Genomic DNA, 13,097 nt, shown 5'->3' with positions numbered 1-13,097 from the left:
CGATAGTGGTTCACCCCATTTCCTCCTTGGGGAGGACCGCGACACCGTCAAAACGCGATATGTTGCGAGTATGACTGACCCCGGGGAGGTACGCGCCTCCGACGCCGAGCGCGAGGCCGTGGTCGAGCTGCTTCGCGAGGCCTCCGTCGAAGGCAGGCTCACCCTTGCCGAGCTCACCGACCGCACCGAGGCCGCCTACACCGCCACCACCCAGACCGAGCTCGCCCTGCTCACGCAGGACCTGCCCGCCGCCGCGGCCTTCACGCCGCCCGCGGAGCGGCGCGAGGGCAAGAAACGACGCTGGTTCGTCGGCGTCCTGGGCGACACCAAACGGCGCGGCACCTGGCGCATCGACCAGGAGCTGGGGGCGGTGGCCGTGATGGGCGACGTCGTGCTCGACCTGCGCGAGGCCGAGGTGCGCACCGGCGTGGTGGAGATCATGGCCGTCTCCGTCATGGGCGACGTGAAGATCATCGTCCCCGACGGTGTGAACGTCGACCTCGACGGCATGGCCATCATGGGCGACAAACGGGTCGACGTGCAGGAGGCGCCGCGGGGCATGAACGTGCCGATGGTGCGGGTCCACGCCTACGCGATCATGGGCGACGTGAAGGTGCTCGGCGACTCCCGGGCCAAGCCCATCAAGCGCGGCTGGTCGGCCTGGCGCGAGCACTGGCGCCAGCTCCACGGCGACGACCACGGCGACCGCTCTCTCGGCCGCGGCTACTGACCCCACCCCGGCACCGGCGCCCCGGGCGCGTTCCGTAGGGCATGTGGTGGCGCGCCTGAGTGATCGGCGTCCGTGGGCACGGCTCCGCACATCGGGGTCTCGTACGGTCAGGCGGTCCTGACCGCGCCCGGGCGCGTTCCCATGGCCCTGCGGTGTCGCGCCCGGGCGCGTTCCGTACGGCATGTGGTGGCGCGCCTGAGTGATCGGCGTCCGTGGGCACGGCTTCGCACATCGGCGTCTCGTACGGTCAGGTGGTCCTGACCGCGCCCGGGCGCGTTTCCGCGGCCCTGCGGTGTCGCGCCCGGGCGCGTTCCGTACGGTATGCGGTGGCGCGCCTGAGTGATCGGCGTCCGTGGGCACGGCTCCGCACATCGGCGTCCCGTACGGTCAGGCCGTCCTGAGGTCGCCTGCCGGGGACCGCAGCGCGGACTCGTACCGTTCCAGCAGCACCCGGGCCAGCTCCGGCGCGGGCCCGAGCACGTCGGCGACCACGTCGGCGCCCGCCTCCAGGGTGGTGCGGCGCACCTTGTCGGCGAAGTAGCCCGGCGCCAGCAGATAGGGCGCGACCGCCACCCGAGGCGCACCCGCCTCCTTGAGCCTGGCGACGGCCTCAGCGGGCGTCGGCGCCGCCGCCGACGCGTAGGCGGCCTCCACGGCCCACCACCCGCACCCCGCCCCCGTGGCGGCCCATACAGAGCCGCCGTCGAACCGCCCGGCGTGGGACGGCACAACCTCCGCCCATGCCGCGCCCGAACCCGCGGTGCGGGACTGCGCGGCACCTGAGCCCGCGGTGCGGGATCGCGTGGCACCCGAGCTTGTAGCACGAGACTGCGCGGGCTCCCATACCCCCTCGGGAGACCCGGCCGCGCAGGGGGTGGTGCCGGGGCGGGCGGCGAAGGAGCGGGCCGCGAAGGACGGCGCGGCGGCGGGGCGGCGCCAGGCGCGGGCGAGCCGGGCGATCACCTCGTTGGCGCGCGCGTCGCTGGAGCCCGCCGACACCAGGACGACCGCGGTGTCCGGGTCGCCGGCGGGCACGCCCGCCTCCTCCAGGCGCCGCTCAAGGGCGGCCGTCAGCAGCGGGTGCGGACCCAGGGTCGTGCCGTAGCGGACGCGCAGACGAGGCTCGCGGGCGCGCGCCTCACGCAGCGCCGCGGGCAGGTCGACCCGGCTGTGGTACGCCTCGGTCAGCAGCAGCGGCAGCACCACCGCGTCGGTCAGGCCGTGCAGCGCCTGCCCGAGGGTGGGCGTGGCGTGGTCGAGGTAGGCGGAGCGCACCGGGAGCCAGGGGCGCAGCCGCCGCACCTCGACGAGCAGCGCCTCCACGGTGGCGGCGGCACGGGGATCTCGCGAACCGTGCGCGACCGCCACCAGTGGGACGCTCGGGCCGGCCCCGCCTGCCAACGGAACCGGCCGGCCGGGGGTCACAGGTGAATGCCGCATTCGACCTTCCCCAGCCCCGCCCAGCGGCCGCTGCGCGGATCCTCTCCCTCCAGGACCTGCCGGGTGCACGGCGCGCACCCGATGGAGGGGTAGTCGTCGTAGTGCAACGGGTTGATCAGCACCCCGTTGTCGGAGATGTAGTTGTCGACGTCCTCCTGGGTCCAGGAGGCGATCGGATTGATCTTCACCATCTGCCGCTTGGCGTCCCACTCCACGACCTTCGTGCCGGTGCGCGAGGGGGACTCGTCGCGGCGGATGCCGCTGATCCACGCGAGGTACGGCTCCAGCGCCCGGTTGAGCGGCTCCACCTTGCGCAGGAAGCAGCACAGGTCGGGGTTGCGGCCGAACAGCCGCGGGCCGAGGTCGCGATCCTGCTCCTCGACCGTGCGCGACGGCTTCACATTGATCACGTTGACGTCGTAGACCTGCTCCACGGCGTCGCGGGTGCCGACCGTCTCGGCGAAGTGGTAGCCGGTGTCGACGAACAGCACGTCCACCCCCGGCTTCACCCGGCTCACCAGGTCGATCAGCAGCGCGTCGCTCATGGACGAGGTCAGGCACAGCCGGTCCCCGAACGTGGCCGCCGCCCAGCGGATGACCTCGCGGGCGGAGGCGTCCTCCAGGAAGACCGCGGCGGACTCGACGATGTCCTGCAGGTCGAGGACGCCGCGCTGCTGCCGCAGATCGATTTCGATGTCGGCGAGCGTCATATGTTGACCCCGATTCCGAGAAACTTCAGCTTGAACGCACGAGCGCAGGAGCGGCAGTACCAGCCCCCGTCATCCTGGTAGGGCTCCAGATCCTCGTCGCCGCAGTACGGGCAGTGGAACGGGACCGCGCGGCCGCTCATTTGAGATCGGCCTCGTCGGCGCGCTGCACCCAGTCGGCGAAGGTCTCGCCTTCCTTCTTCTGCTCGTCGAAGTGGCGCGCGACCCGCTCCACGTAGTCGGGCAGCGCCGCCGCGGTGGTCTTGAGCCCGCGCACCTTGCGGCCGAAGCCGGAGTTGACGCCCAGCGAGCCGCCCAGGTGGATCTGGAAGCCCTCGACCTGCTTGCCGTTCTCGTCCAGGACGAGCTGGCCCTTGAGCCCGATGTCGGCCGTCTGGATGCGGGCGCAGGAGTTGGGGCAGCCGTTGACGTTGATGGTGAGCGGCTCGGTGAACTCCGGCAGGCGCCGCTCCAGCTCGTCGATCAGGTTGTCGGCGGTGTTCTTGGTGTCGACGATGGCCAGCTTGCAGAACTCGATGCCGGTGCAGGCCATCGTCTGGCGGCGGAACGTGGACGGCTTCACCCGCAGGTCGTTGGCCTCCAGCTCGGCCACCAGCGAGTCGACCCGCTCGGGGGCGACGTCGAGGATGACCATCTTCTGCTCGACCGTGGTGCGCACCCGGCCGGAGCCGTGACGCTCGGCGATGTCGGCGATCAGGTGGAGCTGGTCGCCGCTGAGCCGGCCGACCCTGGGCGCGAACCCGACGTAGAACCGGCCGTCCTTCTGGCGGAAGACGCCCACGTGGTCGCGGCGGTTGGCGCGCGGCTGCTCGGGCGCGGGCCCGTCGGGCAGCGGCTCCTTGAGGTACTCGGTCTCCAGCACCTCGCGGAACTTCTCCGGCCCCCAGTCGTTCATCAGGAACTTCAGCCGGGCCCGGTGGCGCAGCCGCCGGTAGCCGTAGTCGCGGAAGATGCCGATGACGCCGCCGAACACGTCGCCCGCCTGCTCCGGCGCCACGAACACGCCCAGGCGCTTGCCCAGCATCGGGTTGGTCGACAGGCCGCCGCCGACCCACAGGTCGTAGCCCTTCTCGCCCCGCTCGTTGACCACGCCGACGAACGCCACGTCGTTGATCTCGTGCACCGTGCAGTGGGAGGGGCAGCCGCTCAGCGCGGTCTTGAACTTGCGCGGCAGGTTGGAGTAGGCGGGGTCGCCGATGTAGCGCTCGTGGATCTCGCGGATCTGCTCGGTGGCGTCGAGCACCTCGTCCTCCTCGATCCCGGCCAGCGGGCAGCCCAGGATCGTGCGCGGGGTGTCGCCACAGGCCTCCGTGGTCGACAGGCCCACGGCCTCCAGCCGCTGCCAGATGTCCGGCACCGACTCGATCTCGATCCAGTGGAGCTGGATGTTCTGCCGGTCGGTCACGTCGGCGGTGCCGCGCCCGTACTCGTTGGAGAGGTCGGCGATCACCCGGAGCTGGCGCAGGTCGAGCTGGCCGCCGTCGATGCGGATGCGCATCATGAAGTAGCGGTCGTCGAGCTCCTCCGGCTCCAGGATCGCGGTCTTGCCGCCGTCGATCCCGGGCCTGCGCTGGGTGTAGATGCCGTACCAGCGCATGCGCCCGCGCAGGTCGGCGGGGTCGATCGAGTCGAAGCCCCGCTTGGAGTAGACGTCGATGATCCGCTGGCGGACGTTCAGCCCGTCGTCGTTCTTCTTCAGCTCTTCGTTCTTGTTCAGCGGCTCCCGGTAACCGAGAGCCCACTGACCTTCGCCGCGCGGGCGCTTGTGATGCCGGCTGGCAGGGGTGCTCATTGCGCGTCCTTAGAGATCATGGGCGCGCGCACGCGGATGTCCTCCTGCCTCGTCATCGAGTGCAGGGGAAGAAGGAGTGCGACGCGCTCAGCGGTGGGAAACGAGTGGTTACCGGGCGTCGCAACAGATGGCACTGCGGACACGCAGAAGGTCGACGTGGCGTCGGCCGACAAGCATGGGGTCCGCTGGCATGCTTATGAAGATACTCTGGCCGTCCGAGATGTCCAATACCGGGTCCAGAGTCTGGACTCGATCATCCCTGACGCGGCCAGTCGAGCTCCGACTCCTGGGCCTCTTCGGCGGGCAGATGCTGGCAGTCGCACCACGAGCCGCCCCGGCAGTCGTCGTGGCGTCTGTCCTTGCAGCTGTCGCAGATCACGACAGCATTATCGCCCCGGGCTAGGCTGGCGTCGTGGATCTCATGGCCGAGCTGCTCGACGACCTCCGCGCCGAAACCGCCTCACTCGAAACGCTCCTGGAGCCGCTGCGTCCCGGCGACTGGGAGCTGCCCACGCCCGCCGCCGGATGGGCGGTGCGCGACCAGGTGAGCCATCTGGCCTGGTTCGACGACGCCGCCCGCACCGCGATCACCGATCCGGACGCCTTCCGCGACCTGCTCGCCGCCTCGGCCACGACCACCCCCGACGACCTGGCCGGGCGGTCGCGCGAGATGCCCGCCGGCGAGCTGCGCGCGTGGTTCGCCTCCTCGCGCGCCCGGCTCGTCGAGGCGCTCGCCCCGCTGCCGCCCAAGCACCGGCTGCCCTGGTACGGGGTCGACATGTCGGCGGCGTCGTTCGCCACCGCCCGGCTGATGGAGACGTGGGCGCACGGCCAGGACGTCGCCGACGCCCTCGGCCGCACCCGCGAGCCCACCGACAGGCTGCGCCACGTGGCCCGCATCGGGGTCATGGCCCTGCCCTACTCGTTCGCCGTACGCGGCCTGCCCGTGCCGGCCGAGCCGGTGCGGGTGGAGCTGACGACGCCCGGCGGGGAGCTGTGGACGGCGGGCCCGGAAGGCGCCGCGGGCGTGGTGCGCGGGCCGATGCTCGACTTCTGCCTCGCCGTCACCCAGCGCGCCCACCTCTCCGACACCGCCCTGGAGGTCACCGGCGAGCCTGCGGCCGCGTGGATGCCGATCGCGCAGGCGTACGCGGGCCCGCCGGGGCGGGGACGCCCGCCGGGATCACGCTGACGGGCGCCCGGTGACATGCTGGAAGCATGCGCACGCTCCTGAACGTCATCTGGCTCGTCTTCGCCGGGATCTGGCTCGCCATCGGATACGCCGTCGCCGGGATCATCTGCTGCATCCTGATCATCACGATCCCGTTCGGCATCGCCTCGTTCCGCATCGCGGCCTACGCCCTGTGGCCGTTCGGCCGGACCGTGGTGCGCGACCCCGAGGTCGGTGTCTTCTCGCTCATCGGCAACATCATCTGGTGCGTCGTGGCCGGCGTCTGGCTGGCCATCGGGCACGTGCTCACGTCGATCCCGCTGTTCATCTCGATCATCGGCATCCCGATGGGCATCGCCAACATCAAGATGATCCCCGTCTCGCTGCTGCCGCTGGGAGCGCGCATCGAGGACAACGACTAGGGCAGGACAACCCGGGACGTAAGCTGAGCCGGAGAGTCACTGCGACAGAGCGTTGGGTGCCATGACGTCCACGGAAGCGCCAAGCGGGTCCAAGAGGCCCGCCGCCTCGGCCGCCCGGGCCAGGCTGAGCTTGGTGCGCGACACGAGGTCGTGGGCGACCGTGCGCGCCACCACGAACGCCGGGATCAACTACCGCGTCACCGGCCTGGCGGGCGAGGCGGCGTTCTTCGCCCTGCTGTCGCTGCCGCCGTTCGTGCTCGGCCTGATCGGCGTGCTGGCCAAGCTCGGCGGCTGGATCGGCAAGCAGGCCGTGGTCGACATAGAGGCGTGGGTCATCCAGCAGGCCGGCGTGCTGTTCACCGCCGACACGATCGACACCGTGGTCCGCCCGCTGCTCGCCGACGTGCTCAGGGACGACGCCAGCAAGGTGTCGATCATCTCGCTGGGCTTCCTGCTGTCGCTCTGGTCCGGTTCGCGTGCGCTGTACGTCTACGTCGACCTGATCTCCGTCTCCTACGGGCTGGGGGAGGAGCGCAGCATCATCCGCACCCGGCTGATGTCCTTCGGCCTGTACGTGATCGGCCTGGTCGTCGGCATCGTCGTGATGCCCATCCTGGTCATCGGCCCGACGCTGCTCAAAGGGGCGCTGCCCGCCGACTACGCCGCCGCCGTCGACCTGCTCTACTGGCCCGTGGTGGTCGTCGGTTCCGTGCTGTTCCTGTGCGTGCTCTACCACGTCAGCGTGCCCGTGCGCACCCGCTGGTTCCGCGAGCTGCCCGGGGCCATCCTGGCGCTGTTCCTGTGGATCGTGTGCGCCGCGGTGCTGCGCGCGGTGCTCGCCGCCTGGTTCTCGCCCGTGTCCGTGTACGGGTCGCTCGCGGCGCCCATAGCCCTGCTGCTGTGGCTCTACATCACGGCCCTGGCCGTGCTCATCGGGGCGATACTCAACGCCGAGGTCGACCGGCTCTGGCCCGGCGACGGCCGCGCGAAATGAGATCGGGCCCCCGATGACCGCGGAGAAGGCCCAGATCACGGCGGAGTGAGCTCCCCGGCATCCGATATCGTCAATGACGTCGCGACTGGCGCATCAGGTGGGAACGACCACCGGGGAGCGGGAAGGAGCGGAGGCCGGGCGCCTGGGTCTTCGCAAGACACGTCAATATGACAGGAGAGTCATGGGTTCTCTCGCTAGCGTCGACCCTGAGATCGCCGAGCTGATCAAGGCGGAGGAGCGGCGCCAGGCCGACACGGTCAAGCTCATCGCCTCGGAGAACTACGTCTCCAAGGCCGTGCTCGAAGCCACCGGCACCGTCCTCACCAACAAGTACTCCGAGGGCTACGTCGGCAAGCGCTACTACGAGGGCCAGCAGGTCATCGACCAGGTCGAGACCGTCGCCGTCGAGCGGGCCAAGGCGCTGTTCGGCGTCAACCACGCCAACGTCCAGCCCTACTCGGGTTCCCCCGCCAACCTCGCCATCTACATGGCGTTCCTGCAGCCGGGCGACACCGTGATGGGCATGGGCCTGCCGTTCGGCGGCCACCTCACCCACGGCTGGTCCGTCTCCGCCACCGGCAAGTGGTTCAACCCGGTCCGCTACGGCGTCCGTCAGGACACCGGCCGCATCGACCTCGACCAGGTGCGCGAACTCGCCCTCGAACACCGGCCCAAGCTGATCTTCTGCGGCGGCACCGCCATCCCGCGCACCATCGACTTCGAGGGCTTCGCCGCCATCGCCCGTGAGGTCGGCGCCGTCCTGGCCGCCGACATCGCGCACATCGCGGGCCTCGTCGCCGGCGGCGCCCACCCGTCGCCCGTCGGCCACGCCGACGTCATCTCCACCACGACCCACAAGACGCTGCGCGGCCCGCGCGGCGCCATGCTCATGGCGACGACCGACGAGCACGCCACCGCGCTCAACAAGGCCGTCTTCCCCGGCCTGCAGGGCGGCCCGCACAACCACACCACCGCCGCCATCGCCGTCGCGCTGCGCGAGGCCGCGACCGACGACTTCAAGGCCTACGCCCACCAGGTCGTCGCCAACGCCAAGGCCCTGGCCGAAGAGCTCGCCTCGCGCGGCTTCGACCTGGTCTCCGGCGGCACCGACAACCACCTGATCCTGCTCGACCTCACCCCCAAGGGCATCGGCGGCAAGCCGGCCGCCCAGGCGCTCGACCGGGCGGGCCTGGAGACCAACTACAACGCGGTGCCGTTCGACACCCGCAAGCCGTTCGACCCGTCGGGCATCCGCATCGGCACGCCCTCCGTCACCTCGCGCGGGATGAAGGAGGCGGAGATGCGGCAGATCGGCGCGTGGATGGACGAGGTCGTCACCGCCCTGGCCAAGGGCGACGCCGAGGACGTCATCACCCGCGTCCACCGCGAGGTCAGCGAGCTCACCGCCCAGTTCCCGGCCCCCGGCCTGTAACCCGGCCGGTCCCGGAGTTCCCGCCCCGGTGTTCTGAAAGAGCACGCTTTACGGCCGGCCGGAACGCCTCGGACCCGGCAGGGGACGCCCCGCCGCACGGGCTCCCGTGGTGCGGCGGGGCGTCGTCGCGGCCGGGGCGGGCCGGACGGCCCCGGGGCGACGGCCGGATGGCGGTGAGGGGGAGGACCGCCACTGGCCGGCGGACCCGTCCGGACGGTTCCCGAACGTCCCGGCGGGCCGGTGCGAACTCGGGGTGACCGGCATGTCCCCTGACATGCCGGTCACTTCCTTGGAGGGAATCCCTGTTCTGGCAAGCAGTACGGCCCCCGGATCGCCCCGGGTTCAACGATTCGCGAAAAATTCTCCCGTACCCTCGGAAAAGCCCTCCCACCGCAGGTGAGAGGGCTCGTGGCGGAAGCGTCAGACGTCGACGGTGAGCAGGTTGCGGCCGGTCGCGGTGATGACCTCGAACCGGTCGATCTTGTCGACGGTCAGCGCGGCCGCGCCGTGCATGTAGAGCGGCTCCGGGTTGGCCTCGGTGCCGTAACCGGCCGGCGGCACCGACCAGCCCATCATGACCCGGCGGTCGCCGCTCTTGCCGACGGCCACCAGCTCGCACTCCAGCGGCCCCTTCACCCCCGACAGCTTGAGCGCCGCGTGGGTGCCCCAGCCCTTGGACTCCAGCACCAGCCCGCCCGTCACGCCGTCCCTGCCGGTGCCCGGCACCGGCGTGCCCATCGCGTAGAACTGCTCGGCGGGACCGAGCTGGGTGTGGGCGGCCGGCGGGGTGTTCTGCGCGCCGATCTGGGCGCCGAGCACCAGCCCGCCCGCCACCAGCGAGATGCCCGCCGCGATCCCGACGAGGAACGTCCCCCTGCGCGAGCGCCGGTCGGCGGCCTGCTTGCGGTGCAGCAGGTCGATCACCTCGGCCGGCTCCTCCTCAGGGGGGTCGTCGGTCACCGGCCCCAGCCCGTGCAGCGCCTGGGCCACCCCCGCCAGGTCGGACAGCTCGGCGGCGCAGGCACGGCAGCCGAGGAGGTGCGTCTCGAACGCCATCCGGTCGTCGTCGTCCAGCAGGCCCAGGGCGTAGGCGCCCACGTCGGTGTGCTCCACTCGCGAGGTCACGCCGTCACCCCCCTCTCCTCCAGTGCCACGCGCAGCGCGCGCACCGCGTAGTAGACCCGGGACTTGACGGTGCCCACGGGGATGCCGAGCGCCCGCGCGGCGTCGTTGACGGAACGATCGCGCAGGATCGTCTCGTTGAGGATCTCGCGATGCGCGGGCGACAGGGCCTTGAGCGCTTCGGACACGACCACCTGGTGCAGCAGCTGCTCCATCTCATCCGGCACGGGCATGTGCTCCAGCGGGCCGTCGCCCTGCTCCTGGGGGCGGGCGTCCCTTCGCCGCCGGTCATCGATCACGATACGTCGGGCGACGGTCGCCAGCCAGGGCATCAGCGAGGCCGCGTCGGGATCGAGCTGCTCGGCGCTGCGCCAGGCGCGGATCATGGTCTCCTGTACGACGTCCTCGGCCCACTGCCGGTCACCCGCGGTCAGCCGCACGACGAAGGCCAGCAACGGCCGGTGGTACTGCCGGTAGAGAGCCGACACGACCATCTCCGGGTCCGGCCGTACGCGCCTCAACCACTGCCGTAACCGCGGCTTGCCCATGGGGGCTGCTCCCTCGGCCGAGGGTGGGGGATACGTGCTCAGTCGCATCATTCCCCTTTCTCGAGTCCGTCGGCAGGTGGTACGGACCACGGCGCCCCGACGGTTCAACCGCGGGGTGGCCGAAAACCCGTTGCGGTCCCGCGCGGCCGGTGCGTAGAGTCACCGGCAACGGATCGAGGAGGTGAGGACTATGCGGGTCGTCCTGTTCTGCCTGCCGTCAGTCCCCCTCCGGGTGCTCGCCTGAGACCACCCGGGTTCCTTCTCAACCTCAAGGGTGCAATTCCGTTGTCTTACGATCTTTCTCTGCTCGGCTGGACCGATTCCCGCGCCGCCGAGCTGCCCGGCGACACCGTGCCCGGCCGCGTCTCCCGCGTCGACCGCGGCACGGCCGAGGTCGTCACGAGCGCCGGCCGGCATCACGCCCGCTACGGCGCCCGCGTCCGCAGGGCGTCCGCCGCCGACCCCGTCGCGCTGCCCTGCGTGGGCGACTGGGCCGCGCTCAAGCCGCTGCCCGCGGGCGACTACGAGCTCGCCGAGCTCCTGCCCAGGACGACCGCGTTCGTCCGCGGCGGCGTCAGCCGCGACTCCCGCGGCGGGCTGTCCGGCGACGGCCAGGGCCAGGTGCTCGCGGCCAACGTCGACATCGTGTTCGTCGCCGAACCGTCCATGCACGCCACCGACCTGGCCGACCTGGGCCGCATCGAGCGCCTGACGGCGCTCGCCTGGGAGTCCGGCGGCACTCCGGTGGTGCTCGTCACCAAGTCCGACCTGTTCGGGCCCGGTCTGGGCGATCTGCTCGACGACGTGCGGCAGGCCGCGCCCGGCGTCGACGTGCACGCGGTCTCCTCCATCCGCGGCGAGGGGGTCGAGCTCGTCCGCGACTATCTGGACGGGTCCCGTACCGCCGTCGTGCTCGGCCCCTCGGGGGCCGGCAAGTCCACCCTCGTCAACGCGCTCGCGGGCGGCGAGGTGATGGAGACCCAGCGGGTGCGCGCCGCCGACGGGCGCGGCCGGCACACCACCGTCCACCGGGAGCTCATCCCGCTGCCCGGGGGCGGGCTCGTCATCGACACGCCTGGCATCAGGCGGGTCGGCCTGTACGACATGAACGAGGGCGTGGAGCGGGTCTTCTCCGACCTGGAGGCGCTGGCGGCGGAGTGCCGCTTCCACGACTGCGGCCACGAGACCGAGCCCGGGTGCGCGGTGCTGGCGGCGCTGGAGAGCGGCGAGCTGCCGGAGCGGCGGCTGGAGAGCTGGCGCAAGCTCCAGCGGGAGGCGGCGTGGATGGCCTCCCGGACGGACGCCAGGCTGCGCAAGGACCTGCAGAGCAAGTGGAAGTCGATCCACAAGGAGATGCGCCGCTCGGGCCGCAACCGGCCGTGACGCCCCCCGGGGAGCGGGCCCGCACGGGCCTCTCCCCGGCGGGCCTGCCCGTCGGCGGCGTGGGTACGGGTTCGCGTATGGAGTGCGTGTTCGTCGACCGTGCGCAGGCGGGGGAGCGGCTGGCCGAGCGGCTGGCGGGCATCCCCGGCCCGGTGGTGCTCGCGCTGCCGCGTGGCGGGGTGGAGGTGGCGGAGCCGATCGTGCGCCGGCTCGGCGGAGTGCTGGACGTGCTCGTCACCCGCAAGATCGGCTACCCGCCGTCGCCGGAGTTCGGCGTGGGGGCGATCGCCGAGGGCGGCGAGCCGGTGTTCGACCTGCCGTTGCTGCACCGGCTGGGGCTGACGCCGGAGGACCTGGCCGGCGAGGTGGCCGCCGAGCGGCGGGAGCTGGCCCGCCGGGTGGCGGTGTACCGGGGTGACCGGCCGCTGCCCCGCCTGGCGGGCCGCGAGGTGGTGGTGGCCGACGACGGGCTGGCCACCGGGGTGACCGCGCGGGCCGCGCTACGGGCGGTGGCCGCGGCCGGGCCCGGCAGGGTGACGCTCGCCGTGCCGGTGGGCGCCAGGGACACGGTCAGCGCCATGCGGGAGGAGGCCGACGAGGTGGTGGTGCTCTGCGTGCCGGCCGACTTCCGCGCGGTCGGGCAGTGGTACGAGCATTTCGGCCAGCTCTCCGACGCCGACGTGCTGGAGGTGCTGGCCCGGAACCCGGCGCCGGGTTAGAGCGGCAGCACCGCCCACACGAGCTTGCGCGCGCCGCCGGGCGTGAGCCAGCCCCAGGCGCGGCAGAGGGCGCCCACCAGGCGCAGCCCGCGACCGTACTCGGCGAAAACGTCGGCGCCGCCGGTGACCGGCGGCGCCGTGCTGTGATCGCTCACAACGCAGGCCAGTTCGGTCCTGTCCATCAGCAGCCGCAGGTCGATCGCGCCGCCGCCGTGGCGCATGGCGTTGGTGACCAGCTCGGAGGTGATGAGCTGGGCGTCGAACACGGCCCGCTCGGCCCCCCACGAGCCGAGCGTCTGGTCGACGAACCGTCTTGCCACCGAGACGCACCCGGGCTCGAACGTGCTGAGCTCGTGGAAGCCGAAGAGGCGATCGCGCTCGGCGGGCCGACCTTCGATCAGGACGGCCGTCAGCCATCCTGGTGGCCTGAGACCGCTGGCGGTTTGCGGTCCCGGGTCGAAAGTCGTCATGCTGGCCCCCGAAGCGCGTTCTGGTGTCCAAGACCATCTTTACGGCGTGACGTCGGCGATGCAAGACTCTTTCGTGATTTACGGATGCAAATCGCATCTGCACGTGCAGATGCGATAGGGAGCGGTGAGCGTGAGCGCGGAGCGGG

General features: G+C 71.6%; 16 protein-coding genes. 7 read left to right on the top strand and 9 right to left on the bottom strand.

From position 1 onward, the window contains the following. The first annotated feature begins 70 nt into the window (after positions 1-70). Entirely contained in the window at positions 71-730 is a 660-nt protein-coding gene (locus AB0K05_RS16745; RefSeq protein WP_271280046.1) for a DUF1707 domain-containing protein, read from the top strand. A gap of 387 nt (positions 731-1,117) precedes the next feature. Here AB0K05_RS16745 and AB0K05_RS16740 read toward each other — a convergent pair whose 3' ends face one another. The 6 genes from AB0K05_RS16740 to AB0K05_RS16715 form a co-directional block, all read right to left on the bottom strand. After that, positions 1,118-2,098, bottom strand: coding sequence for a CbiX/SirB N-terminal domain-containing protein (locus tag AB0K05_RS16740; RefSeq protein WP_364229900.1), 981 nt, complete (start codon positions 2,096-2,098; stop codon positions 1,118-1,120). A gap of 53 nt (positions 2,099-2,151) precedes the next feature. Continuing rightward, the gene (locus tag AB0K05_RS16735; RefSeq protein ID WP_364229898.1) at positions 2,152-2,880 is read right to left on the bottom strand and encodes a phosphoadenylyl-sulfate reductase; all 729 of its coding nucleotides are present in this window, start codon (positions 2,878-2,880) and stop codon (positions 2,152-2,154) included. Continuing rightward, the gene (locus AB0K05_RS16730) at positions 2,877-3,020 is read right to left on the bottom strand and encodes an Insertion element protein (RefSeq protein WP_148030414.1); all 144 of its coding nucleotides are present in this window, start codon (positions 3,018-3,020) and stop codon (positions 2,877-2,879) included. Before AB0K05_RS16730 ends, AB0K05_RS16735 begins: the two co-directional genes overlap by 4 nt. Then, entirely contained in the window at positions 3,017-4,690 is a 1,674-nt protein-coding gene (locus AB0K05_RS16725) for a nitrite/sulfite reductase (RefSeq protein WP_271280048.1), read from the bottom strand. The genes AB0K05_RS16730 and AB0K05_RS16725 overlap by 4 nt, the downstream gene beginning before the upstream one ends. Before the next feature lie 108 nt (positions 4,691-4,798). Continuing rightward, on the bottom strand, positions 4,799-4,882 hold the full coding sequence (locus tag AB0K05_RS16720; RefSeq protein WP_354532976.1) for a putative leader peptide: 84 nt from the start codon (positions 4,880-4,882) through the stop codon (positions 4,799-4,801). A 61-nt stretch (positions 4,883-4,943) separates the two neighbouring features. Beyond that, positions 4,944-5,069 carry a hypothetical protein gene (locus tag AB0K05_RS16715; RefSeq protein ID WP_261808413.1) on the bottom strand — a complete coding sequence of 42 codons (126 nt, stop codon included), beginning with the start codon at positions 5,067-5,069 and terminating at the stop codon, positions 4,944-4,946. Positions 5,070-5,111: 42 nt separating this feature from the next. Here AB0K05_RS16715 and AB0K05_RS16710 point away from each other — a divergent pair, with 42 nt between their 5' ends. The 4 genes from AB0K05_RS16710 to glyA all read left to right on the top strand — a co-directional run bounded on the left by AB0K05_RS16710 (position 5,112) and on the right by glyA (position 8,709). Further along, the gene (locus AB0K05_RS16710) at positions 5,112-5,882 is read left to right on the top strand and encodes a TIGR03084 family metal-binding protein (protein WP_364230414.1); all 771 of its coding nucleotides are present in this window, start codon (positions 5,112-5,114) and stop codon (positions 5,880-5,882) included. Positions 5,883-5,908: 26 nt separating this feature from the next. Further along, entirely contained in the window at positions 5,909-6,283 is a 375-nt protein-coding gene (locus AB0K05_RS16705) for a YccF domain-containing protein (RefSeq protein WP_364229895.1), read from the top strand. Positions 6,284-6,416: 133 nt separating this feature from the next. Then, the gene (locus AB0K05_RS16700) at positions 6,417-7,277 is read left to right on the top strand and encodes a YihY/virulence factor BrkB family protein (protein WP_364229893.1); all 861 of its coding nucleotides are present in this window, start codon (positions 6,417-6,419) and stop codon (positions 7,275-7,277) included. A gap of 181 nt (positions 7,278-7,458) precedes the next feature. Beyond that, positions 7,459-8,709: a serine hydroxymethyltransferase gene (gene glyA / locus AB0K05_RS16695; protein ID WP_219543215.1), complete on the top strand. Its 1,251-nt coding sequence runs from the start codon at positions 7,459-7,461 to the stop codon at positions 8,707-8,709. A 420-nt stretch (positions 8,710-9,129) separates the two neighbouring features. Here glyA and AB0K05_RS16690 read toward each other — a convergent pair whose 3' ends face one another. Both AB0K05_RS16690 and AB0K05_RS16685 read right to left on the bottom strand, forming a co-directional pair. Further along, positions 9,130-9,834 (bottom strand): zf-HC2 domain-containing protein, encoded by a 705-nt coding sequence (locus AB0K05_RS16690; protein WP_271280334.1) that lies wholly within the window; start codon positions 9,832-9,834, stop codon positions 9,130-9,132. Then, complete coding sequence (locus AB0K05_RS16685) at positions 9,831-10,319, bottom strand: sigma-70 family RNA polymerase sigma factor (protein WP_219543287.1); 489 nt, start codon at positions 10,317-10,319, stop codon at positions 9,831-9,833. Before AB0K05_RS16685 ends, AB0K05_RS16690 begins: the two co-directional genes overlap by 4 nt. Positions 10,320-10,664: 345 nt before the next feature. Here AB0K05_RS16685 and rsgA point away from each other — a divergent pair, with 345 nt between their 5' ends. Continuing rightward, positions 10,665-11,762, top strand: a complete 1,098-nt coding sequence (gene rsgA / locus AB0K05_RS16680; protein ID WP_271280335.1) for a ribosome small subunit-dependent GTPase A — start codon at positions 10,665-10,667, stop codon at positions 11,760-11,762. 77 nt (positions 11,763-11,839) lie between these two features. After that, complete coding sequence (locus AB0K05_RS16675; protein ID WP_271280336.1) at positions 11,840-12,481, top strand: phosphoribosyltransferase family protein; 642 nt, start codon at positions 11,840-11,842, stop codon at positions 12,479-12,481. Here AB0K05_RS16675 and AB0K05_RS16670 read toward each other — a convergent pair. Beyond that, the gene (locus AB0K05_RS16670; RefSeq protein WP_148030422.1) at positions 12,478-12,951 is read right to left on the bottom strand and encodes an ATP-binding protein; all 474 of its coding nucleotides are present in this window, start codon (positions 12,949-12,951) and stop codon (positions 12,478-12,480) included. The two genes, AB0K05_RS16675 and AB0K05_RS16670, sit on opposite strands and share 4 nt — an antisense overlap. Positions 12,952-13,097 lie beyond the last annotated feature (146 nt).

Source organism: Nonomuraea sp. NPDC049486 (assembly GCF_040676925.1).
In the GTDB taxonomy this organism is placed as follows: Bacteria; Actinomycetota; Actinomycetes; order Streptosporangiales; family Streptosporangiaceae; genus Nonomuraea; species Nonomuraea ferruginea.
The sequence above is the reverse complement of the archived record's forward strand: the minus strand, read 5'-3'. Positions and strand labels throughout refer to the sequence as shown.